Origin of the sequence: Roseateles subflavus, assembly GCF_030285365.1 — a bacterium.
GTDB lineage: Bacteria > Pseudomonadota > Gammaproteobacteria > Burkholderiales > Burkholderiaceae_C > Roseateles_B > Roseateles_B subflavus.
This window is the reverse complement of sequence record NZ_JASVDS010000002.1, coordinates 494,409-513,521: the sequence shown is the minus strand read 5'-3', so window position 1 is coordinate 513,521 and position 19,113 is coordinate 494,409. Positions and strand designations below refer to the sequence as shown.

Here is a 19,113-nt window from a genome sequence, read left to right as displayed (position 1 = left end):
CACTGTAGAGGCATTCAGCGCGGCGTGCCGCGTGGGGCGGGCTTGCCCCTGCCCTTCGCCGTGCGAGGAGCGGGCAAGGCGGCGAAGCCGGCCACGAGGTGGTCCACCAGCGCCCGCACGCGCAGAGGGAGGAAACGCTGGCTCGGCATCACGGCATGCAGCGGGAGCTCGTCGCCCACCCAGCCTGGCAGCACGCGCACCAGCGTGCCCTCCCGCAGCGCCCGGCGCACGTCGAGCTCGCTCTTGTGGATCAGGCCCAGCCCCTCCAGCGCCCAGCGGTGGGCGATCTCGCCGTCATCCGTGCTCAGGCGGCCCTGCACCGGCACGCTCACCGGCTCGGCGTCCGGCGTCTCGGCGGGTCGCAGGCGCCAGGCGCGCTCATGGCGGTTGCGGATGCGGAAAGTGATGCAGTCGTGCTTCGCCAGGTCCTCCAGCGAGCGGGGCGTGCCCGCACGCTTCAGGTAGGCGGGGCTCGCGACGATCTCCCGCCGCACGAGCGCCAGGCGGCGGGCCACCAGGCTGGAGTCCGGCAGCTGCCCGTAGCGCAGCGCGACGTCGATCTCGTCCTTGAAGATGTCCTGCAGCGAGTCGCTCACGCTCAGGTGCAGCTCGACGGCCGGGTGCTGCGCGAGGAAGTCCTCCAGCATCGGCAGCAGCCACTGACGCGTCAGGTCGCTCGAGGCACTCAGGCGGATCCGGCCGCGCAGCCGCTCGCCGGCACGCCCCTTGAGCGCGAGCGGCGCCTCGCTGACCTGCGCCAGGCCCTCGTCGAGCAGCTCCAGCGCGCGCTGCGCGTACTCCCGCAGCTGCTCGCCCGCGGCCGTGAGGCGCAGCGCCCGCGTGCTGCGCTCCATCAGGCGCACCCCGAGGCGCGTCTCCAGGCGCTTGAGCATGGCGCTCGCGGCGGCCGGGCTCAGCTGCATCTCCCGCGAGGCGGCGCTCAGGCTGCCGCGGCGGGCGCATTCCACCAGCAGGCGGAGCTCGGAGGTATTTTCAATTTTCATTTGAAGCTGAATGATGCCAGAACCGCTGGTTTGAAAGTCCCGTTCGCCGCACAGTTCCGGTCATGCACACCACCGTGGTCTGCAACGCAACACCAGGAGTCCTTCCATGAAAGCCGTCGGCTACTACCAGTCCCTGCCCATCAGCGCCCCCGAGTCCCTCATCGACCTCACCCTGCCCGAGCCGCAGCCGGGCCCGCAGGACCTGCTCGTCGAGGTCCGCGCCATCGCCGTCAACCCCGTGGACGTGAAGGTGCGCCAGCGCCGCGCTTCGGCCGACGGGCAGGCGCAGATCCTGGGCTGGGACGGCGTGGGCGTGGTGCGCGCCCTGGGCAGCGCGGTGAGCGGCTTTGCCGTCGGCGACCGCGTGTGGTGGGCGGGCGAGATCAACCGCCCGGGCAGCTATGCCGAGTGGCAGGCCGTGGACCACCGCATCGCCGCCCACGCCCCCGCACGCTGGACCGACGCGCAGGCCGCCGCCCTGCCCCTCACCGGCATCACCGCCTGGGAGCTGCTCTTTGACCGCCTGCAGGTGCAGCAGTCCCCCGAGCGCCCGGTGGCCCTGCTGGTCACGGCCGCGGCCGGCGGCGTGGGCTCCATCCTGCTGCAGCTGGCGCGCCGGCAGCCCCACCTGACCGTGATCGCGACGCTGGGCGATGCCGGCTCGCGCCCGCAGGAGGTGGCGCGGCTGAAGGCGCTGGGCGCGCATCACGTCATCGACCATCGCCAGCCGCTGGCGCCGCAGGTCGCCGCGCTGGCGGCCCAGGGCGTGCCGCCGGTGCGCCACATCGCCAGCCTCTCGCACACGCCGCAGCACTTCGCGGACTTCATCGCCCTCATCGAGCCGCAGGGCCGCCTGGCCCTGATCGACGACTTCGAGGCCGGCGCACTCGACGTCATGCAGCTCAAGGGCAAGGCCGTGTCCCTGCACTGGGAGATGATGTTCGCCCGCCCGCTGCACCAGACGCACGACATCGCCGAGCAGGGCCGCCTGTTGGCGCAGCTGGCACAGTGGGCCGACGCCGGCACGCTGCACAGCACGCTCAGCGAGGTGCTGGGGCCCGTCGACGCCCATCACCTGAAGCGGGCCCACGCCCAGCTGGAGAGCGGGCACACGCAGGGCAAGCTGGTTCTGGAGTGGTGATCCCCCTTTGACCTTCGGCGCCTGGCCGGCCGCACCGGGCCCGAGGCCCGGTCCTTCGTCCGGCACAGACGCCGGGCGTTGGTGGCGCGTTGGTGGCGCGTTGGTGCACAGCCTCAGCCCCCCAGGGGGCCCACCCGCAGGGCCGGTGAAGCCGGCCCTTCGGGTGTCGTGCCGGGGCGAGCGCCGGGCGCTCTGGGTTAGGCGCTCTGGATTGGGCCCTCGTGCTGGGGTGGGCGAGGCGGCGCGAGGGCGCCTGGCGCAGGAGGATTGCGGCACACTCGCACGATGCCTGCCCTCAAGCCCGACTCCGTCAGTCAGGACGCGCCGTCCTTGTTCAAGAACGCCCGCGCCTTCGAGACCTGGCTGCGCAAGCACCACGCCACGTCCGACGGGCTGTGGCTGCAGATCGCCAAGAAGGGCGCGGCCGAGCCCAGCGTCACCTACGCGGAGGCGGTGGAGATCGCGCTGTGCTGGGGCTGGATCGACGGCCAGAAGAAGAGCCTCGACGCGCAGCACTTCCTGCAGCGCTTCACGCCCCGGCGCGCGCGCAGCCTCTGGTCCAAGGTCAATGTCGAGAAGGTGGCCGCGCTGATCGAGGCCGGCCGCATGCAGGCGCCGGGCCATGCGCAGATCGAGGCCGCCAAGGCGGACGGGCGCTGGGCCCAGGCCTACGACAGCGCGCGCACGGCCACGGTGCCCGAGGACCTGCGGGCGGCCCTGGACGCCGAGCCGGCCGCCCGGGACTTCTTCGCCACCCTCAACGCGGCGAATCGCTACGCCGTGCTGTGGCGCATCCAGACCGCCGTGAAGCCCGAGACCCGCGCCCGGCGCATCGCCCAGCTCGTGGCGATGCTCGCGCGGGGCGAGACGGTGCACCTCTTCAAGCCCAAGCCCACGTCCAGGGCCTGACCGGGGCGACGATCGCGCCTACCAGCTCGCCTGGAACGAGTCGCCCCGGAAGCGGCTGTCACCCGTGATGGCGCCCAGGTCCACGAATTCGAAGTCCGAGGCCTTGAGCGTCTTCAGCTGGGAGATCGTCGCGTCCTGCCACTGCGCGCTGGGCTCGCCCTGCACGTAGAGGTCGGAGCCGATGTCCGCCACGTAGAGCCCGTAACGCTGCATGGCCAGGGCCAGCGCCTTGGCCTGTGCGCTCCAGGCCGCGGGCGGCGTGAAGCCGGCCTTCAGCCGCAGGACGGCGCCGAAGGGCACGCCGCCGGGCGTGTCTCCCCCGGCATGGTGGCGGGCGGGCCAGACGTGGCTGCGAGCCATCACGCTGTCGCGCAGCGTGATGCGCAAGGCATGGCGGATCTCCCCGGCCGTCGCCTCGGCGGCGCGCGCCAGCAGCGGCAGCATCGGCAGGCCGGCGGCATCGCCCGAGGTCCAGGTGTCCGGCCGCATCGCGGGGCTCTTCAGGTCCCAGGCGGCGGTCGAGTAGGCGTACCACTGGCCATTGAGCTGGTAGCTGGCATAGCTCTCCCACAGCCGGCACCGGCCCTGCTCGACGACGAGGACATGCCGGTCGCCGCACTGCCGCGCATCGTTGCAGGCGCCGCCCTCGGCCTTCAGCAGCTCGTCGCGCGGGAAGGGAAAGCGGCGGCCCGACGCCGGCAGCGTGCTGCAGTTGCGCGTGATCTCGTAGCCACCCGCCGCCGGCGCCGCGCAGTCACTTTCGTCGGGGGCGCCGTCGCCGCTGCCGGCCCGCGGGTCCATCGGGTGGAAGGACACCGTCGGCCAGGCCGTGGTGGCCGAGGGCGTGCTGCTGCCGTCGACCACGTTGAAGGGGATGCCGTAGTAATCGACCGTCTGCTGCGGGTTCTCGTTCGTGCCCCAGTCCGGATGGAAAGCGCGCGTCGTGCCGATGCTGGCGATCCAGGTGGCGCTGCTGGCGTGCACGGGGAAGCGCTGCGCGTCGTCGATGCGCGTGTTGAAGACGGCGGTGGCGGGGAAGACGTCGCAGCCGCCCAGCTGCGGGGCAGCGCCGGGCGTGGGCGTGGGCGTGGGCGTGGGCGTGGGTGTCGGTGTCGGTGTCGGCGAAGGCGAAGGCGTTGGTGCAGGTGCAGGTGCAGGTGCAGGCGAGTCTGCACCGCCACCGCCGCAGGCGGCCAGGGCCATCGAACAGGCCAGCAGGCCGGCCTGGCCCGTCTGCTTGATCTTGTTGCGTCGCATCACTCACTCCGCGCGGCGAGGGGCCGCCGCCGTTCGGCTCGCATTGAAGCAGGGGGATTGAGGGCCCGCTGCAAACATTTGTGACAGCGCCGGCCTGCACGGCAGGGCGAGGCGGCCCCGCGCCGCCCCCTTGCCGTCCGCATGGGACGGTTTCCCCGACAATGCCGATGATCCCGGAGGACGAACGATGACGAAGTTTCTGATCTCCTTCCCCGCCCCCGCCATGACTGTCCCCGCCGAGGACCTGCCCGCTGTCGGCGAGGCCGCGCGCCAGGTCATCCGCGCGGCCAAGGCGGCCGGCGTGTATGTGTTCGGAGGCGGCATCAACGGCGCAGTCGCGCCCGTCAGGGTCGCCCCGGACGGCTCGGTCAGCCATGGAACCTATCCCCAGACCCGGGAGCTTGACGGCGGCTTCTGCGTGCTGGAACTTCCCTCGCGCGAGGACGCCCTGCTGTGGTCTGCGAGGATCGCCGCGGCCTGCCGGTGTGCGCAGGAGCTGCGGGAGTTCGGCGACGACCCGGAGAGCTGAGGGCGCAGGGCGGAAGCCGAGCCGCCGGGGGCCCCCTGGCAGGGGTCAGGTCTTGCTACGATGACGCGCACCCATCTTTCTCCTCAGCGGACACCCGGCCTCCGGGCCGCGCCACGCTGACCTTCGGAGAGACCCTGCCAGCGATGCGCGCCCTCCTCCCTATTTGCCTGCTGCCGCTGTCGCTCCCGCTGCAGGCCGCCGAGGTGAGCCTGAAGATTCATACCGAGATGGATGCCTGGGCCTCCTACGACAAGCCCCTGCCCAAGCCCTCGTGGAACAAGGACGGCACGCTGTCGGCCTGGGCCCTGGGGCATGGCACAGGCTCCGAATCGATCGTCGAGACCGGCGCCCGCGTCGTCAGCAGCAAGCAGGCGCTGCACCTCTGCTATGCGACCCGCCAGAGAACCCACGCGCCGGGCGAGCCGATTCCGGCCATTGCCTTCCCGATGGTCCTCGAGTTCCGTGTGCGGGGGCTGCCGCGCGGGGACTATGTCGTTCGAGAGACGGGGGCCTGCCGATAGGCCACCGCCGGGTCGCCGAAGTTTGCGTTCTGTCGCATCGGATTTGCGCTTCGACCGAGTGCCAGGGAGCATGTGAAGACGCCGCCCCATGCCGGCGGAACCTTTGCAACACGGACCCACCTGGAGCAGCTTTGAAGACTCACACCGCCTTCTCGATACTCGCCCTCCTGAGCATCGCCGCCGGCAGCGCCCTGAGCGCGCCCGCGTCCACCGCGCCGGCGCCGGAGGTTTCGGGCCCGCTCTTCGAGCAGATTGCCAAGCTGGATGCCGAGGTGTTCTCCGCCTTCAACACCTGCGCGGCGCCTGGCCAGCTCGACAGGCATGCCGGGTACTTCTCCGAGACCGTGGAGTTCTATCACGACAACGGCGGCGTGACCTGGAACCGCAAGGACATGATCGCCAACACGCAGAAGCATGTCTGCGGCAACTTCCGCCGCGAACTCGTGCCAGGCAGCCTGCGCGTCTACCCCATCAAGGACTTCGGGGCGATCTCCACGGGTGTCCATCAGTTCTGCCAGCTCCAGTCCGGGGCCTGCGAAGGCGCCGCCGACTTCGTCATCATCTGGCACCAGGAGCAGGACCGATGGGTCATCACCCGCGTGCTCAGCTTCGGCCATCGCAGCCTCTGAGGGGCAGGCACCGGCGGGATGGCGGTCTTCCTCCTGCCCGAGAAGCGCGCCGTGGTCGTGATCGCGACGCGCAATGACAAGCAGTGGCAGGCCCACCTCCTGATCTTCAAGCGGCTCACCCGCGACCTGCTGCTGGCGCTCCAGAAGCCTGAGCCCCGCCACGCTGCCTCAAGGAGGACGCTGAAATTCGCGGCGCTGCGGCGGCGCTTTGCGGCGAGGTGGGCCGTGAGGTGGGCGGTGAGGGAGGGTGATGCCCCATCACCCCATTGAGCGCCACCGCCTCCCTCACCCGACGCCCCACGACGGCGCGTTCAAGCGGGGTGTCTGCGTGCAGTTCCAGCGTGGCCATCTCGTACTTGCCGCCCGGCCTGAGCCGGGGCTCGATGGCGCGCAGGCGCTGGCCTCGCCAGAAGCCGAACAGCACGCGTTGCGGCTCGGCGCGGATCAGCAGCACCGGACCGTTGGAGTGATAGACGAGGTGGCCCCACGTGACGGTCTCGGCCAGGGGCGCCGCGGCCAGCGTCTCGGTGCGCACGGCCTGGACGTAGAGGCGCTGCCAGCCGGCGAGTGAGGCCAGGTAGGCGTCGGGATCAAGGGCGGGCGCGGACTTCTGCAGGGGTCTGCGCTCCTCGGTCATGGCCCCGAACGTCCCTCGCGCCCCCCGGGGATCAGGACAGGGCCGCGACCAGCAACTGGCGGCCAGCAACCGGCGGCCAAGGGGCACATGCAGGGCTCCTGCCGGCCTCAGAAGTGGATCCCCCGCATCATCTGCTGCAGCGCGATGGCCTCCGGCGAGAGCTGCGGCTTGCCGCCCTTCTCGCCCTTGGCCGCATCGCTGTCGGGGAACATGCGGAAGCTCGTGTTCATCACGATCTGCGCCACGCGCGGCACCAGCGCGTGCATCAGCTCGCCCGTGATGCCCAGGCGCGTCGCGATGCGCACGGGCTTGGCGATGCAGGCCTGGGCGATCATGTCGGCGGCCTCTTCGGGCGCCAGGGTCGGCACGTTGTTGTAGATCTTGGTGGGCGCGATCATGGGCGTGCGCACCAGGGGCATGTTGATGGTGGTGAAGGTGATGCCGAGGTCGGCGTACTCGCTCGAGGCGCATCGCGTCCAGGCGTCCAGCGCGGCCTTGGAAGCGACATAGGCCGAGAAGCGCGGCGCGTTGGTCAGCACCCCGATCGACGAGATGTTGACCACATGCCCCTTCTTCTTCGCGACCATGCCCGGCAGCAGGCCCATGGTGACGCGCAGGCAGCCGAAGTAGTTCAGCTGCATGGTGCGCTCGTAGTCGTGGAAGCGGTCGTAGCTGGACTCGATGGCGCGACGGATGGAGCGGCCGGCGTTGTTGATGAGGAAGTCGACGCCGCCGAAGTTCTCGTTGATCCAGGCGATCATGCCGGCGCAGCTCTCCTCGCTGGCGATGTCCGCCGAGTAGCTGTGCACCTGCGCGGCCTTGCCGGCGTGATCGCGGATCTCCTTGACGGCCTCCTCGAGCTTGCCCTCGTCACGGGCGCAGATGATGGTGATGGCACCGGCCTCGGCGAACTTCTTCGCGGCCGCCAGGCCGATGCCCGAGGAGCCGCCCGTCACCAGCACGACCTTGCCGGCAGTCGCGCCGCGCAGGCTGCGGTCGATCATCAGGTCCGGATCGAGGTGGCGCTCCCAGTAGTCCCAAAGCCGCCACGCGTAGTCATGCAGATTGGGGCAGGCAATACCTGACCCCTTGAGCGCCTTCTCGGTCTCGCGGCAGTCGAAGCGCGTGGGGTAGTTGATGAAGGTGAACATGTCCTCGGGCAGCCCGAGGTCCTTCATCACGGCGTGGCGGATGCGGCGCACGGGCGCCAGCGCCATCAGGCCCTTCTTGACGCTCTTGGGGATGAAGCCCAGCAGGGCCGCATTCACGAAGAGGTTCATCTTGGGCGCGTGCGCGGCCTTGGAGAAGATGTCCAGCACGTCGCCCACGCGGTAGCCCACGGGGTCGACGAGGTGGAAGCAGCCGCCGCCGCCCTTCACCTGGTGGCTGATGTGGTCCAGCGCGTTGACCACGTAGTCCACCGGCACGATGTTGACGCGGCCGCCCTCCAGGCCGATGGAGGGCATCCACGGCGGCAGGATCTGGCGCAGCCGCTGGATGGGCTTGAAGAAGTAGTAGGGGCCGTCGACCTTGTCCATCTCGCCGGTCTGCGAGTCCCCCACGACCATGGCGGGGCGGTAGACGGTCCAGGGCTTCCGGCAGTCCTTGCGCACGAGCTTCTCGCTCTCGTGCTTGGTGTTGAAGTAGGGGTGGTCGAGGTTTTCCGCTTCGTCAAACATGTCTTCGCGGAACACGCCCTCGTACAGGCCGGCCGCCGCGATGGAGGAGACATGGTGCACGTGCCCGGCGTCGATCGCCGCGGCAAAGTCGATCATGTTCCGCGTGCCCTCGACATTGGTGCGGATCTGGCTTTCCTCGTCGGCCTTGAGGTCGTAGACGGCGGCCAGGTGGTAGAGATGGTCGATCTGGCCCTTGAGGCTCTTGATGTCCTCGCTGCTCACGCCCAGCTTCTTGCCGGTGAGGTCGCCGTAGACGGGGATCGCCCGCGTCTTGCTCACGCCCCACCAGGCCAGCAGCTCCGGCAGCTTGTCGCGGCTCTCCTCGCGCATCAGGAAGTACACCGTGCTCCCGCGCCGGGCCAGGAGTTTCCTGACCAGCCGTTTGCCGATGAAGCCCGTGGCGCCCGTGACGAAGTACTGCATCGTGTCTCTCCTGTGTTCTTGGTTGGCCTCTGGAGGCGAAGCTGCGCGACGATTCTTGTCCAAACCCCGGGTTTCACCGCTGCGCGCTTTCCCCAGGGCCGACTCTAGAGCATAGAGACCGCACACTAGGATTGGATGAGCGGCACCGTCCCCCCGGGCCTATAGTGGTTCCATCCCTGCTGGAGGGCCTGCGCCGGCGCCACAATGCCGCGTGGAAAAGTTCAGCGACTCTCGCGTAGTTCCACCTCAAGAAAAGGACTCAACAATGGTCAAGAAGCTGCAGAAAATGGCTGCCAAGAACAAGGCCGCCTCCAACAGCGCTTTCGGTGGTGCACTGCCCGCCGGCCTGCTGGACAACCAGGTTGCCCAGACGATCAAGGATTCCGCCCAGCAGATCTGGGCCGCCGGCCTGGGTGCCTTCTCCAAGGCCCAGGGCGAAGGTGGCAAGGTCTTCGAGACCCTGGTGAAGGAAGGCATGAAGCTTCAGAAGAAGACCCAGTCCGCCGCCGAGGAAAAGATCGGTGCCGTGGCCAACAAGATGAGCGGCATGGCCGGTGAAGTCGGTGCCAAGGCCGGCCAGCACTGGGACAAGCTCGAGACCATCTTCGAGGAACGCGTCGCCCGCGCCCTGAACCGCCTGGGCGTGCCCAGCAGCAAGGACGTCGAGCAGCTGATCGCCCGCATCGATGCGCTGAGCGCCGCCGTGGGCATCGCCCCGGCCAAGAAGCCGGCCAAGAAGGCTGCGGCCGCCAAGCCTGCCGCCAAGGCCGCGCCCAAGAAGGCCGTGAAGGCCGTCGCCAAGCCTGCTGCCAAGCCCGCTGCCAAGAAGGCCGCGGCCAAGCCGGCAGCCAAGGCGTCGAAGCCTGCGGCCAAGCCCGCCGCCAAGCCGGCTGCCAAGACGGCCGTGTTCAAGCCCGCTGCGAAGCCCGCCGCCCGCAAGGCCGCCGCCAAGCCGGCCGCTCCGGCGGCTGCAGCCCCGGCCGCCGAAGCCGCGCAGGCCTGAGCCTGACGCACGAGGCCCTGCCTGAGCGGGGCCCGCAAGGCGCCGCCAGAGCGCCCGTGACCTGCCGCCTCGCGCCAGTCCCGTTCCGTCGGGGCGAGGCTCACCGAGGCGGCGTGTCCGTTTCTTGAGCGAGACAAACAGGATCCGCCATCGCATGAACGCCAGCTCCCGCCCCCGCTCCCCGTCGCGCGCCCGGCCCTCGGCCCCGGCCGCCACCGCAGCACCGAGGCGGCGGCGTGCCGACCGGCCCAAGGACGGTCCCCGGATCGGCCTGGCCTTGGCCGGCGGCGGCCCGCTGGGCGCCATCTACGAGATCGGCGCCCTGTGCGCGCTCGAGGAATCCATCGACGGCCTGGACCTGCGCAACTGCAGCAGCTACATCGGCGTCAGCGCCGGCGGCTTCATCGCGGCCGGCCTCATCAACGGCCTCTCGCCGCGCGACCTCTCCGAAGCCTTCATCGAGAACAGCGCCCGCTCGGCCGACAGCTTCGACCCCTCGGTGCTGCTGCACCCCGCCTGGGACGAGTACTGGCGCCGCCTGCGCACCGTGCCCGGCCTCGTCGGGACGGCGCTGTGGCAGACGCTGGTCCAGGGTCGCTCCGTGCTCGGCGCCTTCGAGCGTCTCGGCCGCGCCCTGCCGGCCGGTCTGCTGTCCGGCGAGGCCCTCGCCGAGCAGCTGCACGCGCAGTTCAGCCGCCCGGGCCGCAGCGACGACTTCCGCAAGCTGCGCCACCGCCTCGTGCTGGTCGCGACGGACCTCGACAGCGGCGAGGCCGTGCCCTTCGGCCTGCCCGGCTGGGACCACGTCCCCGTGTCCAAGGCCGTGCAGGCCAGCGCCGCGTTGCCGGGCCTCTTCCCGCCGGTCGAGATCGACGGCCGCTTCTACGTCGACGGCGCGCTGAAGAAGACCATCCACGCCTCCGTGCTGCTGCAGGAAGGGCTGGACCTGCTGCTGTGCCTGAACCCGCTGGTGCCGTACGAAGGCGAGCCCGGCGTGCAGGAGCACGAGCCGCACCGCAGCAGCCGGCCGAAGGGGCAGCGCATCCCGCGCCTGGTCGACGGCGGACTGCCGGTCGTGCTGTCGCAGACCCTGCGCTCGCTGATCCATTCGCGGCTGGAGCTGGGCATGAAGGGCTACGCCCGCAGCCACCCCGACACCGACATCCTGCTGTTCGAGCCGAACAAGCGCGACGCCGAGCTGTTCATGGCCAACACCTTCAGCTATTCACAGCGCCGGCACCTGGCCGAGCATGCCTACCAGGCCACGCGGCGCCAGCTGCTGGAGCGTGCGCAAGACCTGGCCCCCACCCTGGCGCGCCACGGCCTGACGCTGCGTCTGGACCGCCTGTGCGACAGCAAGCGCGAGCTGGTGCCGGGCGCCCTCAAGACGCCAAGCCGTGCCGCCATCGCCATGGCCCGGCTGGATCAGGCCCTGAGCCTGCTCGAGGCGCGCCATGGCGTGCACGCGCCCTGAGCGCGGGCCCGGCGCACCGCCCCTCGGGCGCGCCTTCAGCCTGAAACGCAGGCAAGCGTGACGGGCGTCACACCCCGCAAGGCCTGACCCCACCGCATGAGGGGGTCCCTCCCGCGGGGCCTCCCTGAACAATTCAACCATCGCACCGCCGGTGCATTTTCAGCCGTTCGCATCGTGTCCAAGAAGTTCCTCCTCGCCCTCGGCCTCGGCGCCGCCTCCCTCCTGGCCCAGGCCGCTCCGATCAACCTCGTCAAGAACGGCAGCTTCGAATCCGACGTCCAGGGCGGCAATTCCTGGAGCATCTACGGCAGCCTGACGAACTGGGCCGCCGGCCCCTTCGGCATCGAAGTGCGCAACAACGTGGCGGGCAAGGCCTTCGACGGCCTGAACTTCGTCGAGCTGGACACCACCAAGAACAGCTGGATCTCGCAGAGCTTCACGACCATCGTCGGCGCCACCTACCACCTGAGCTTCGTCTGGGCCAACCGCACGGACAGCCAGGGCGCCAACAGCAACGGCCTGAACTGGTCCGTCGACGCCCTGAGCGGCGTGGTCGGCCAGGACCTCACCACCGCCTGGACCCGCTTCGAGCAGGACTTCGTCGCCACGGGCACCAGCACCACGCTGCGCTTCGGCGGCGTGGGCAAGTCGGACGGCTTCGGCACCTCGCTGGATGCCGTGTCCGTGACGCAGGTGGCGAACGCCGCCGCCAAGAGCACCGTGCCGGAACCCGGCAGCCTGGCCCTGCTGGCCGGCGCCGCCGCGGCCCTGTTCATGGCACGCCGCCGCAAGGCCTGACCCTCACAGGGTCCGCAAGAGACGTCGTTGAAAAAACGGCGCGGGCACGTACCCGCACCGCGCAGCCGCCGAGCTGCTGTTCCAGAAGAAGAAAACGAGAAGAGGCCCCGCGGGGCCTCTTCTTGTTGGTGCAGCCTCCCGCCGTCGCCGGCGGGCCGCGCCCGGGGCCTCAGCCCAGGTAGCGGGCGCGCAGATGGGCCTGGAAGTGCGCCGGGTTCAGCGCCTCGCCGCTGGCGCGGCGCACCAGCTCCGGCGTCTCCCAGCGGCTGCCTTCGTTCCAGATGCGGCTGCGCAGCCAGTCGAACACCGACGCCAGGTCACCGGCCGCGATGCGGGCATCGAGGTCCGGCGTCTCGCGGCGCATGGCGGCGAAGAACTGCGCCGCATACATCGCGCCCAGCGTGTAGCAGGGGAAGTAGCCGAAGAGGCCGGCGCCCCAGTGCACGTCCTGCATCGGGCCGTCGCTGAAGTTGCCGCGGGTGTCCAGGCCCAGCAGCTCCTGCATCTTGGCGTCCCACAGCGCCGGGATGTCCTCCACCTCGATCTGCCCTTCGATCAGCGGCCGCTCGATCTCATAGCGCAGGATCACGTGGGCCGGGTAGGTGACCTCGTCGGCATCGACGCGGATGTAGCCCGGCTTCACGCGGGTCAGCAGGCGGTTCAGATTGCCCACCTCGAAGGCCGGCTGGTCGCCCAGATGGCGGACCACCAGCGGTCGCAGCAGCCCCGCGAAGCCGGGGTGGCTGCCCAGCTGCATCTCGAAGGACAGGCTCTGGCTCTCGTGCAGGCCCATCGAGCGCGCATTGGCGATGGGCAGGCCCAGCCAGTCGCGGCGCAGGTTCTGCTCGTAGCGGCCGTGGCCCGTCTCGTGGATGGTGCCCATGAGGCTCGGCAGGAAGTCGTCCTCGCGGTAGCGCGTGGTCATGCGCACGTCCTCGGGCACGCCGCCGCAGAAGGGATGCGCGCTCTCGTCGAGGCGGCCGGCCTCGAAGTCGAAGCCCATCAGCTGCATGGCGTCATGGCCGAGCGCCTTCTGCGCCGCCTGCGCGAAGGGCGGCACCGGGCGGAGGACCGTCTCGCGCGACTGCTTCTCCAGCACGTCGCGGATCAGCCCCGGCAGCCACTGGCGCAGATCACCGAAGACGCGGTCGACCTCGGCCGAGCGCATGCCGGGCTCGTACTGGTCCATGAGGGCGTCGTAAGGGGCAAGACCTGTCACCGCCGAGAGGCAGCGCGCTTCCTCGCGGGCGAGGCGCACGACCTCGCGCAGGTTCTCGACATAGCCCGACCAGTCGTTGGCCGGACGCTGGCTGCGCCAGGCATGCTCGCAGCGCGAGTTGGCCAGGCTCTTGGCCTCGACCAGCGACTGCGGCAGGGCATTGCTGGCGCGCCAGGCCCGCTGCATCTCGCGCAGGTTGGCGCGCTCAACGTCATCGAGGTCTTCCTGTGCCGCCGCGTCCAGCAGGCCCTTGAGCTCGGCCTCAGTCGCCAGCTGGTGCAGCAGGCCGCCCATCTCGGCGAGGGCCAGCGAGCGCGCCTCGTTGCCCTTGGCGGGCATGTTGGCGGACTGGTCCCAGGACGCGATGGAGTGCAGGTGGGAGAGGCGGTACATGCGCACATGGCGGGCGCACAGCGCGGAGTAGGCGGTCTTGCTCATGGGGATTCTCTTGGCGGTTCGGCCCGTGCCCGGGCCTTTTCATGAAAGGGCGTTTCCTCGACGCCCGGCGTCCGGCAGGCGGGCAGCCCGCGCCGCATGGCAGGGATTGTGGCCGGCTTTGCGCTGGATCAAGCCCCCCACTGGCCCGGGAAAACCCAGAGCAGCAGCGCGGTCATGCAGAGGTAGCGCAGGAATTTGCCGATCAGCATATAGAGCATGCAGGGCCAGAACGGCAGCTTGAGCCAGCCCGCCACGGCACACAGCGGGTCGCCCACGACGGGCAGCCAGCTCAGGAGGCAGGCCTTCGGGCCGAAGCGCTCCAGCCAGCGCAGGGCGCGGTTGCCGGGGCTGTGGTGCGTGCGCCCTTCGTAGACGCGCTCCGCCCCGTAACCCATGGCCCAGGTGATGCCGCCCCCGACCGTGTTGCCTGCCGTGGCCACCAGCACCGCCGGCCAGAACAGCGTCGGCTCCAGCTTGACCAGCGCCAGCACCGCCGGCTCCGAGCCCAGCGGCAGCAGCGTGGCCGAGAAAAGGGCGATCAAGAACAGCGCCGGCAGGCCGACCTGCGGCAGCGAGAAGAAGGCCAGCAGCGTGGCCAGCGCGTCCATCAGCGATTGCTCCATGCGGGCCATTATGCGAGGGACGCCACAGTCCCTTGCGCCGGCGGGTTGCAGCCATGACGGAAGGCATGCACACTCATTGATTCAGGGAACGCACAAGCAGGACCGGCGCGGCACAGAATCCGCAGGCCGGTCCGACCGTCGACAGTGCGCGACGGGGCGCACGGCCAAGAGGTCACTGGCATGCTGAACATCTCAAGAACCGGAGTCGTCTGTCTGGCCTTGCTGGGTCCGGCGCTGGGCTTGGTCCGTCCGGCCTTTGCCGACGAGGCCTGCCGGCACCTGCTGGCCTCCGGCAATCCGCAGTACCCGCCCTATCTCTGGCGCTCGCCGGAGGACGACAACCGCCTCATCGGCGCGAACGCCGAGATGATGCAGTGGCTGTCCAAGGAGATCGGCATTCCGATCGAGGTGCGCTACGTCGGCCCCTGGGGTCGCGTCCAGGAAGAGGTGCGCGCCGGCAAGGTGGACCTCATCGCCGGGGCCTTCTTCACCGTGCCGCGCACCGAGTACATGGACTACTTCCACCCCTCGTTCCGCGACACCCGCTCGGCGGTCTGGACCAAGGAAGGCAGCAAGCTGAAGTACCGCCGCTGGGGCGACCTGCAGGGCCGCCAGGGCGTCACGGTGATCAACAACAGCTTCGGCGAGGACTTCGACCGCTACGCGCGCGAGAACCTCAAGATCACGCAGGTGGCGAGCCTGGAGCAGGCCATCCAGATCCTGCAGAAGGGCCGCGCCGACTACCTGGTCTACGAGGACGGCCCCGGCGATGCCTTCCTGGCCAAGATGGGCATCACGGACGTTCGCCAGCTCGAGGGCGCCGTGGCGAAGGAGCCGCTGCACCTGACGCTGTCCCACAAGTCCGCCTGCAACACGCCGGAGTTGCGCGGCAAGCTGGCCCGCGCGGTCTACAAGCTCGCCAAGACCCCGCTGATGAACGACTGGATCAGCCAGTCGATCCAGCTCTGGCGCAAGCAGACCGTGCAGCCGACCCAGCCCTGACGCCGGACGCCGCATGACCCCCGCGGGCTACTCCGGCACGCCGCTGGCCCGCAAGCTGGGGCTTGAGGACGGGCAGCGACTGCTCCTCCTCGGGGCCCCACCCGGCTACCTCGACACGACGCTCGTCCCGCGGCCGCCGGCGCTGACCTTTGTCGAGACGGCCTCGCCGGCGGTCGACATCGCCCATGCCTTCCTGAGTGACGCCGAGTCGCTCGCCGCCCTGCTGCGGGACTGGCGCCGGACCCTGCGCCCGGACGCCGTCGTCTGGATCTCCTGGCCGAAGAAAGCGTCCCGCGTGCCGACCACGATCACCGAGGACGTCATCCGCGAGCAGGCCCTGCCGCTGGGCTGGGTGGACGTGAAGGTTTGCGCGGTCGACGCCGTCTGGTCGGGCCTGAAGCTGGTCGTGCGCCAGGCCCTGCGCTGAGTGCGGGGGGCGGGGCGGTATAATCTTGCCTCTTTTTTGAGCAGCCGCCCACCCCCTCCCATGTCCTCCCACCTGCCCTCACCGCTGGCCACGCCGCTGCGGATAGGCGCCCATGCGCTGCCGAACCGGCTGTTCGTGGCGCCCATGGCCGGGGTGACGGACCGCCCCTTCCGCATGCTTTGCAAGCGGCTCGGCGCGGGCTATGCGGTCTCCGAGATGGTCACCTCGCGCAAGGACCTCTGGAACAGCCTCAAGACCTCGCGCCGTGCCAACCATGAGGGCGAGACCGCCCCCATCGCCGTGCAGATCGCGGGCACGGAGGCGCAGATGATGGCCGAGGCGGCCGTCTACAACATCCAGCGCGGCGCCCAGATCATCGACATCAACATGGGCTGCCCGGCCAAGAAGGTCTGCAACAAGTGGGCCGGCTCCGCGCTGATGCAGAACGAGCCGCTGGCCGAGGAGATCGTCCGAGCGGTGGTCGAGGCCTGCCGCCCCTTCGACGTGCCCGTCACGCTCAAGATGCGCACCGGCTGGAGCGCCGAGGCGCGCAACGCGCTGGCGCTCGCCCGCATGGCCGAGGAGGCCGGCATTGCGATGCTGACCATCCACGGCCGCACCCGCGAGCAGGGCTACAAGGGCCTGGCCGAGCACGACACCCTGCGCGCCGTGAAGGCTGCGGTGGGCATCCCGGTCGTGGCCAACGGCGACATCGACAGCCCGGAGCGCGCGCTGCAGGTGCTGCAGCACACCGGTGCCGATGCCCTGATGATCGGCCGCGCGGCGCAGGGCCGGCCGTGGATCTTCCGTGAGATCGCGCACTTCCTCGCCACCGGCGAGCACCTGCCCGCCCCGCGCGTGCTCGAGGCCCGCGACTGGCTGCTCGAGCATCTGCAAGACCACTACAGCCTCTACGGCAGCGACAGCGGCATGCGCAGCGCGCGCAAGCACATCGCCTGGGCCGTGAAGGCGCTGCCCGGCGGAGAGGATTTCCGCCAGGCCATGAACCGGCTGGACAGCTGCGAGGCGCAGGTCCGGGCCCTCTCCGACTGGTTTGCCGCCCTGGCCGACCAGCACGAGCGCCTGCCCTATCTCCCGCCCGCCCTGGACGCGGCCAACGACGACGACGCAGAAGAACAAAGGCTATCGGCATGACGCCCAAACCCATCGACCAGTGCATCCGCGAGAACCTCGAGGCCTATTTCCGGGACCTCGAAGGCGAGGTGCCCCATTCCATGCATGACATGGTGATCAAGCTGGTCGAGAAGCCGCTGCTGGAAGTCGTGATGGCCAAGGCCGACGGCAACCAGAGCAAGGCCGCCGAATGGCTGGGCATCAACCGCAACACCCTGCGCCGCAAGCTCAGCGACCACGAGCTGCTCTGAGCGCGACGGCCCGCGCCGCCCGCCCCCGAATCCCCACCATCCCGAGTCCACCATGACGCAACTGACTGCCCTGATCTCCGTGTCCGACAAGACCGGCATCGTCGACTTCGCCCAGGCCCTGCATGCGCTGAACGTGCGCCTGCTGTCCACCGGCGGCACCGCCAAGCTGCTGGCCGACGCCGGCCTGCCGGTGACCGAGGTCGCCGACCACACCGGCTTCCCCGAGATGCTGGACGGTCGCGTCAAGACCCTGCACCCGAAGATCCACGGCGGCCTGCTGGCCCGTCGTGACCTGCCCGAGCACATGAAGGCGCTGGCCGATCACGGCATCGCCACCATCGACATCCTGGCCGTCAACCTCTACCCGTTCGAGGCCACCGTCGCCAAGCCCGGCTGCACGCTGGAAGACGCCATCGAGAACATCGACATCGGCGGTCCGGCCATGGTGCGCAGCGCCGCCAAGAACTGGAAGGACGTCACCGTGCTGACCGACGCCGGCCAGTACGCCGGCGTGCTGGAGGAGCTCAAGGCCCACGGCAAGACCAGCGACAAGACCCGCTTTGCCTGCAGCGTGGCCGCCTTCAACCGCATCGCCCAGTACGACGCCGCGATCAGCAACTACCTGAGCGCCCGCCAGGACGACGGCAGCCTGGCCGCCTACCCGGCCCAGATGAACAGCACCTTCGTGAAGGTGCAGGACCTGCGCTACGGCGAGAACAGCCACCAGACGGCCGCGCTGTACCGCGACCTCTTCCCCGCCCCCGGCTCGATCGTCACGGGCAAGCAGCTGCAGGGCAAGGAGCTGTCCTACAACAACATCGCCGATGCCGACGCCGCCTGGGAGTGCGTCAAGTCCTTCAGCGCGCCGGCCTGCGTGATCGTCAAGCACGCCAACCCCTGCGGCGTGGCCGTGGCCGCCACGCCGGCCGAGGCCTATGCCAAGGCCTTCAAGACCGACCCGACCAGCGCCTTCGGCGGCATCATCGCCTTCAACCGCGAGGTGGACGGCGCCGCGGCCGAGCTGGTGTCCAAGCAGTTCGTCGAGGTGCTGATGGCCCCCGGCTTCAGCGCCGAGGCCCGCGAGATCTTCAAGAGCAAGGTCAACGTCCGCCTGATGGAAATCGCCCTGCCCCCGGGCGGCGACACGCCGTGGCTGCAGGGCCGCAACCTGGGCGACAGCAAGCGCATCGGCTCCGGCCTGCTGCTGCAAAGCGCCGACAACCACTTCCTGAAGGCGTCTGACCTGAAGGTGGTCACCACCCTGCAGCCCTCGGCCCAGCAGCTGGAAGACCTGATGTTCGCCTGGACCGTGGCCCAGTACGTCAAGAGCAATGCCATCGTCTTCTGCGGCGGCGGCATGACCCTGGGCGTGGGTGCCGGCCAGATGAGCCGCGTGGACTCCACCAAGATCGCCGCCATCAAGGCCGCCAACGCCAGCCTGGACCTCAAGGGCTCCGTGGTGGCGAGCGACGCCTTCTTCCCGTTCCGTGACGGCCTGGACGTGCTGGCCGACGCCGGCGCGAGCTGCGTGATCCAGCCGGGCGGCTCGATGCGCGACGAGGAAGTGATCGCCGCCGCCAACGAGCGCGGCGTGGCGATGGTCTTCACCGGCGTGCGCCACTTTAGGCATTGACTGGACCACCCCCTACGGCCTGACGGCCGCCCCCTCAAGGGGGCACGACCGACTGCCCGGCAGAGCCGGATCAGCGGTCGTCGCTGGGGGCGAGCGCCGGCTGTGCCGAGCGCTCTTGATGCGGTCCTGTGGATGGCGTTGACACCTCCAGCGCGGCGCCAGACTGAACGAAGCCCACCGGGTTGCACCGGTGGGCTTCTTTGTTCTTGGGGCTCAGGGCTTCCACCTTCGGTGCAGCGCCACAGTCATCGGGTCAGGACTCCATCGTGCCCGAGCCGGGATGCGGGGGGCGGGATTGCGCAGGTAAAGGAGGAGCCGGCGCCGCAGGCGACGGCGGGGGACACGGAGCAATCCCGCCCCCCGCGTCCCGGCGATGCGCCAG

Annotated in this window: 19 protein-coding genes; 13 read left to right on the top strand and 6 right to left on the bottom strand. The window is 69.9% G+C overall.

Annotated features, from left to right (window positions below; translation table 11 throughout):
* Positions 1–14 precede the first annotated feature (14 nt).
* Positions 15–1,004 carry a LysR family transcriptional regulator gene (locus QRD43_RS08085; protein ID WP_285981977.1) on the bottom strand — a complete coding sequence of 330 codons (990 nt, stop codon included), beginning with the start codon at positions 1,002–1,004 and terminating at the stop codon, positions 15–17.
* Between the two features lie 106 nt (positions 1,005–1,110).
* Here QRD43_RS08085 and QRD43_RS08080 point away from each other — a divergent pair, with 106 nt between their 5' ends.
* On the top strand, positions 1,111–2,145 hold the full coding sequence (locus tag QRD43_RS08080) for a zinc-binding alcohol dehydrogenase family protein (RefSeq protein WP_285981976.1): 1,035 nt from the start codon (positions 1,111–1,113) through the stop codon (positions 2,143–2,145).
* Between the two features lie 285 nt (positions 2,146–2,430).
* The gene (locus tag QRD43_RS08075; RefSeq protein ID WP_285981975.1) at positions 2,431–3,054 is read left to right on the top strand and encodes a YdeI/OmpD-associated family protein; all 624 of its coding nucleotides are present in this window, start codon (positions 2,431–2,433) and stop codon (positions 3,052–3,054) included.
* Between the two features lie 18 nt (positions 3,055–3,072).
* On the opposite strand, the gene QRD43_RS08070 is transcribed toward QRD43_RS08075, so the two are convergent.
* Entirely contained in the window at positions 3,073–4,311 is a 1,239-nt protein-coding gene (locus QRD43_RS08070; RefSeq protein ID WP_285981974.1) for a hypothetical protein, read from the bottom strand.
* A 187-nt stretch (positions 4,312–4,498) separates the two neighbouring features.
* Here QRD43_RS08070 and QRD43_RS08065 point away from each other — a divergent pair, with 187 nt between their 5' ends.
* The 3 genes from QRD43_RS08065 to QRD43_RS08055 all read left to right on the top strand — a co-directional run bounded on the left by QRD43_RS08065 (position 4,499) and on the right by QRD43_RS08055 (position 5,990).
* On the top strand, positions 4,499–4,840 hold the full coding sequence (locus QRD43_RS08065) for a YciI family protein (RefSeq protein ID WP_285981973.1): 342 nt from the start codon (positions 4,499–4,501) through the stop codon (positions 4,838–4,840).
* A gap of 143 nt (positions 4,841–4,983) precedes the next feature.
* Positions 4,984–5,361 carry a hypothetical protein gene (locus tag QRD43_RS08060; RefSeq protein WP_285981972.1) on the top strand — a complete coding sequence of 126 codons (378 nt, stop codon included), beginning with the start codon at positions 4,984–4,986 and terminating at the stop codon, positions 5,359–5,361.
* 131 nt (positions 5,362–5,492) lie between these two features.
* Entirely contained in the window at positions 5,493–5,990 is a 498-nt protein-coding gene (locus QRD43_RS08055; RefSeq protein WP_285981971.1) for a DUF4440 domain-containing protein, read from the top strand.
* 115 nt (positions 5,991–6,105) lie between these two features.
* Here the strand turns inward: QRD43_RS08055 and QRD43_RS08050 are convergent, their stop codons facing one another.
* Positions 6,106–6,627, bottom strand: coding sequence for a DUF1801 domain-containing protein (locus QRD43_RS08050; RefSeq protein WP_285981970.1), 522 nt, complete (start codon positions 6,625–6,627; stop codon positions 6,106–6,108).
* Positions 6,628–6,734: 107 nt separating this feature from the next.
* Complete coding sequence (locus tag QRD43_RS08045) at positions 6,735–8,729, bottom strand: SDR family oxidoreductase (protein WP_285981969.1); 1,995 nt, start codon at positions 8,727–8,729, stop codon at positions 6,735–6,737.
* Positions 8,730–9,015: 286 nt separating this feature from the next.
* Here QRD43_RS08045 and QRD43_RS08040 point away from each other — a divergent pair, with 286 nt between their 5' ends.
* From QRD43_RS08040 to QRD43_RS08030, 3 genes are all read left to right on the top strand, one after another.
* A complete protein-coding gene (locus QRD43_RS08040; RefSeq protein ID WP_342399034.1) occupies positions 9,016–9,732 on the top strand; it encodes a phasin family protein in 717 nt (238 codons plus the stop codon).
* Positions 9,733–9,886: 154 nt separating this feature from the next.
* Positions 9,887–11,206 carry a patatin-like phospholipase family protein gene (locus tag QRD43_RS08035; protein ID WP_285981967.1) on the top strand — a complete coding sequence of 440 codons (1,320 nt, stop codon included), beginning with the start codon at positions 9,887–9,889 and terminating at the stop codon, positions 11,204–11,206.
* A 174-nt stretch (positions 11,207–11,380) separates the two neighbouring features.
* On the top strand, positions 11,381–12,004 hold the full coding sequence (locus QRD43_RS08030; protein WP_285981966.1) for a DUF642 domain-containing protein: 624 nt from the start codon (positions 11,381–11,383) through the stop codon (positions 12,002–12,004).
* A 169-nt stretch (positions 12,005–12,173) separates the two neighbouring features.
* On the opposite strand, the gene QRD43_RS08025 is transcribed toward QRD43_RS08030, so the two are convergent.
* Together QRD43_RS08025 and QRD43_RS08020 are read right to left on the bottom strand one after the other, a co-directional pair.
* On the bottom strand, positions 12,174–13,661 hold the full coding sequence (locus QRD43_RS08025; protein ID WP_285981965.1) for a carboxypeptidase M32: 1,488 nt from the start codon (positions 13,659–13,661) through the stop codon (positions 12,174–12,176).
* A gap of 128 nt (positions 13,662–13,789) precedes the next feature.
* A complete protein-coding gene (locus tag QRD43_RS08020; RefSeq protein WP_285981964.1) occupies positions 13,790–14,284 on the bottom strand; it encodes a YqaA family protein in 495 nt (164 codons plus the stop codon).
* 180 nt (positions 14,285–14,464) lie between these two features.
* Between QRD43_RS08020 and QRD43_RS08015 the strand changes: the two genes are divergently transcribed.
* From QRD43_RS08015 to purH, 5 genes are read left to right on the top strand one after another with little or no spacing between them, the layout of a single operon-like run.
* Complete coding sequence (locus QRD43_RS08015; protein ID WP_285981963.1) at positions 14,465–15,286, top strand: substrate-binding periplasmic protein; 822 nt, start codon at positions 14,465–14,467, stop codon at positions 15,284–15,286.
* Positions 15,287–15,299: 13 nt separating this feature from the next.
* Positions 15,300–15,713: a DUF3052 domain-containing protein gene (locus QRD43_RS08010; protein ID WP_285981962.1), complete on the top strand. Its 414-nt coding sequence runs from the start codon at positions 15,300–15,302 to the stop codon at positions 15,711–15,713.
* Positions 15,714–15,773: 60 nt separating this feature from the next.
* Entirely contained in the window at positions 15,774–16,868 is a 1,095-nt protein-coding gene (gene dusB, locus QRD43_RS08005; RefSeq protein WP_285981961.1) for a tRNA dihydrouridine synthase DusB, read from the top strand.
* Positions 16,865–17,098: a Fis family transcriptional regulator gene (locus QRD43_RS08000; protein WP_285981960.1), complete on the top strand. Its 234-nt coding sequence runs from the start codon at positions 16,865–16,867 to the stop codon at positions 17,096–17,098. Before dusB ends, QRD43_RS08000 begins: the two co-directional genes overlap by 4 nt.
* A gap of 52 nt (positions 17,099–17,150) precedes the next feature.
* Positions 17,151–18,731, top strand: coding sequence for a bifunctional phosphoribosylaminoimidazolecarboxamide formyltransferase/IMP cyclohydrolase (purH, locus tag QRD43_RS07995; RefSeq protein ID WP_285981959.1), 1,581 nt, complete (start codon positions 17,151–17,153; stop codon positions 18,729–18,731).
* Positions 18,732–19,113 lie beyond the last annotated feature (382 nt).

What these genes read in the sequence shown, in the direction of transcription:
- QRD43_RS08085 (WP_285981977.1), bottom strand. Translation starts at nt 1,004, where the DNA reads ATGAAAATTGAAAATACCTCCGAGCTCCGCCTGCTGGTGGAATGCGCC.
- QRD43_RS08080 (WP_285981976.1), top strand. Translation starts at nt 1,111, where the DNA reads ATGAAAGCCGTCGGCTACTACCAGTCCCTGCCCATCAGCGCCCCCGAG.
- QRD43_RS08075 (WP_285981975.1), top strand. Translation starts at nt 2,431, where the DNA reads ATGCCTGCCCTCAAGCCCGACTCCGTCAGTCAGGACGCGCCGTCCTTG.
- QRD43_RS08070 (WP_285981974.1), bottom strand. Translation starts at nt 4,311, where the DNA reads ATGCGACGCAACAAGATCAAGCAGACGGGCCAGGCCGGCCTGCTGGCC.
- QRD43_RS08065 (WP_285981973.1), top strand. Translation starts at nt 4,499, where the DNA reads ATGACGAAGTTTCTGATCTCCTTCCCCGCCCCCGCCATGACTGTCCCC.
- QRD43_RS08060 (WP_285981972.1), top strand. Translation starts at nt 4,984, where the DNA reads ATGCGCGCCCTCCTCCCTATTTGCCTGCTGCCGCTGTCGCTCCCGCTG.
- QRD43_RS08050 (WP_285981970.1), bottom strand. Translation starts at nt 6,627, where the DNA reads ATGACCGAGGAGCGCAGACCCCTGCAGAAGTCCGCGCCCGCCCTTGAT.
- QRD43_RS08045 (WP_285981969.1), bottom strand. Translation starts at nt 8,729, where the DNA reads ATGCAGTACTTCGTCACGGGCGCCACGGGCTTCATCGGCAAACGGCTG.
- QRD43_RS08040 (WP_342399034.1), top strand. Translation starts at nt 9,016, where the DNA reads ATGGCTGCCAAGAACAAGGCCGCCTCCAACAGCGCTTTCGGTGGTGCA.
- QRD43_RS08035 (WP_285981967.1), top strand. Translation starts at nt 9,887, where the DNA reads ATGAACGCCAGCTCCCGCCCCCGCTCCCCGTCGCGCGCCCGGCCCTCG.
- QRD43_RS08025 (WP_285981965.1), bottom strand. Translation starts at nt 13,661, where the DNA reads ATGAGCAAGACCGCCTACTCCGCGCTGTGCGCCCGCCATGTGCGCATG.
- QRD43_RS08020 (WP_285981964.1), bottom strand. Translation starts at nt 14,284, where the DNA reads ATGGAGCAATCGCTGATGGACGCGCTGGCCACGCTGCTGGCCTTCTTC.
- QRD43_RS08015 (WP_285981963.1), top strand. Translation starts at nt 14,465, where the DNA reads ATGCTGAACATCTCAAGAACCGGAGTCGTCTGTCTGGCCTTGCTGGGT.
- QRD43_RS08010 (WP_285981962.1), top strand. Translation starts at nt 15,300, where the DNA reads ATGACCCCCGCGGGCTACTCCGGCACGCCGCTGGCCCGCAAGCTGGGG.
- dusB (WP_285981961.1), top strand. Translation starts at nt 15,774, where the DNA reads ATGTCCTCCCACCTGCCCTCACCGCTGGCCACGCCGCTGCGGATAGGC.
- QRD43_RS08000 (WP_285981960.1), top strand. Translation starts at nt 16,865, where the DNA reads ATGACGCCCAAACCCATCGACCAGTGCATCCGCGAGAACCTCGAGGCC.
- purH (WP_285981959.1), top strand. Translation starts at nt 17,151, where the DNA reads ATGACGCAACTGACTGCCCTGATCTCCGTGTCCGACAAGACCGGCATC.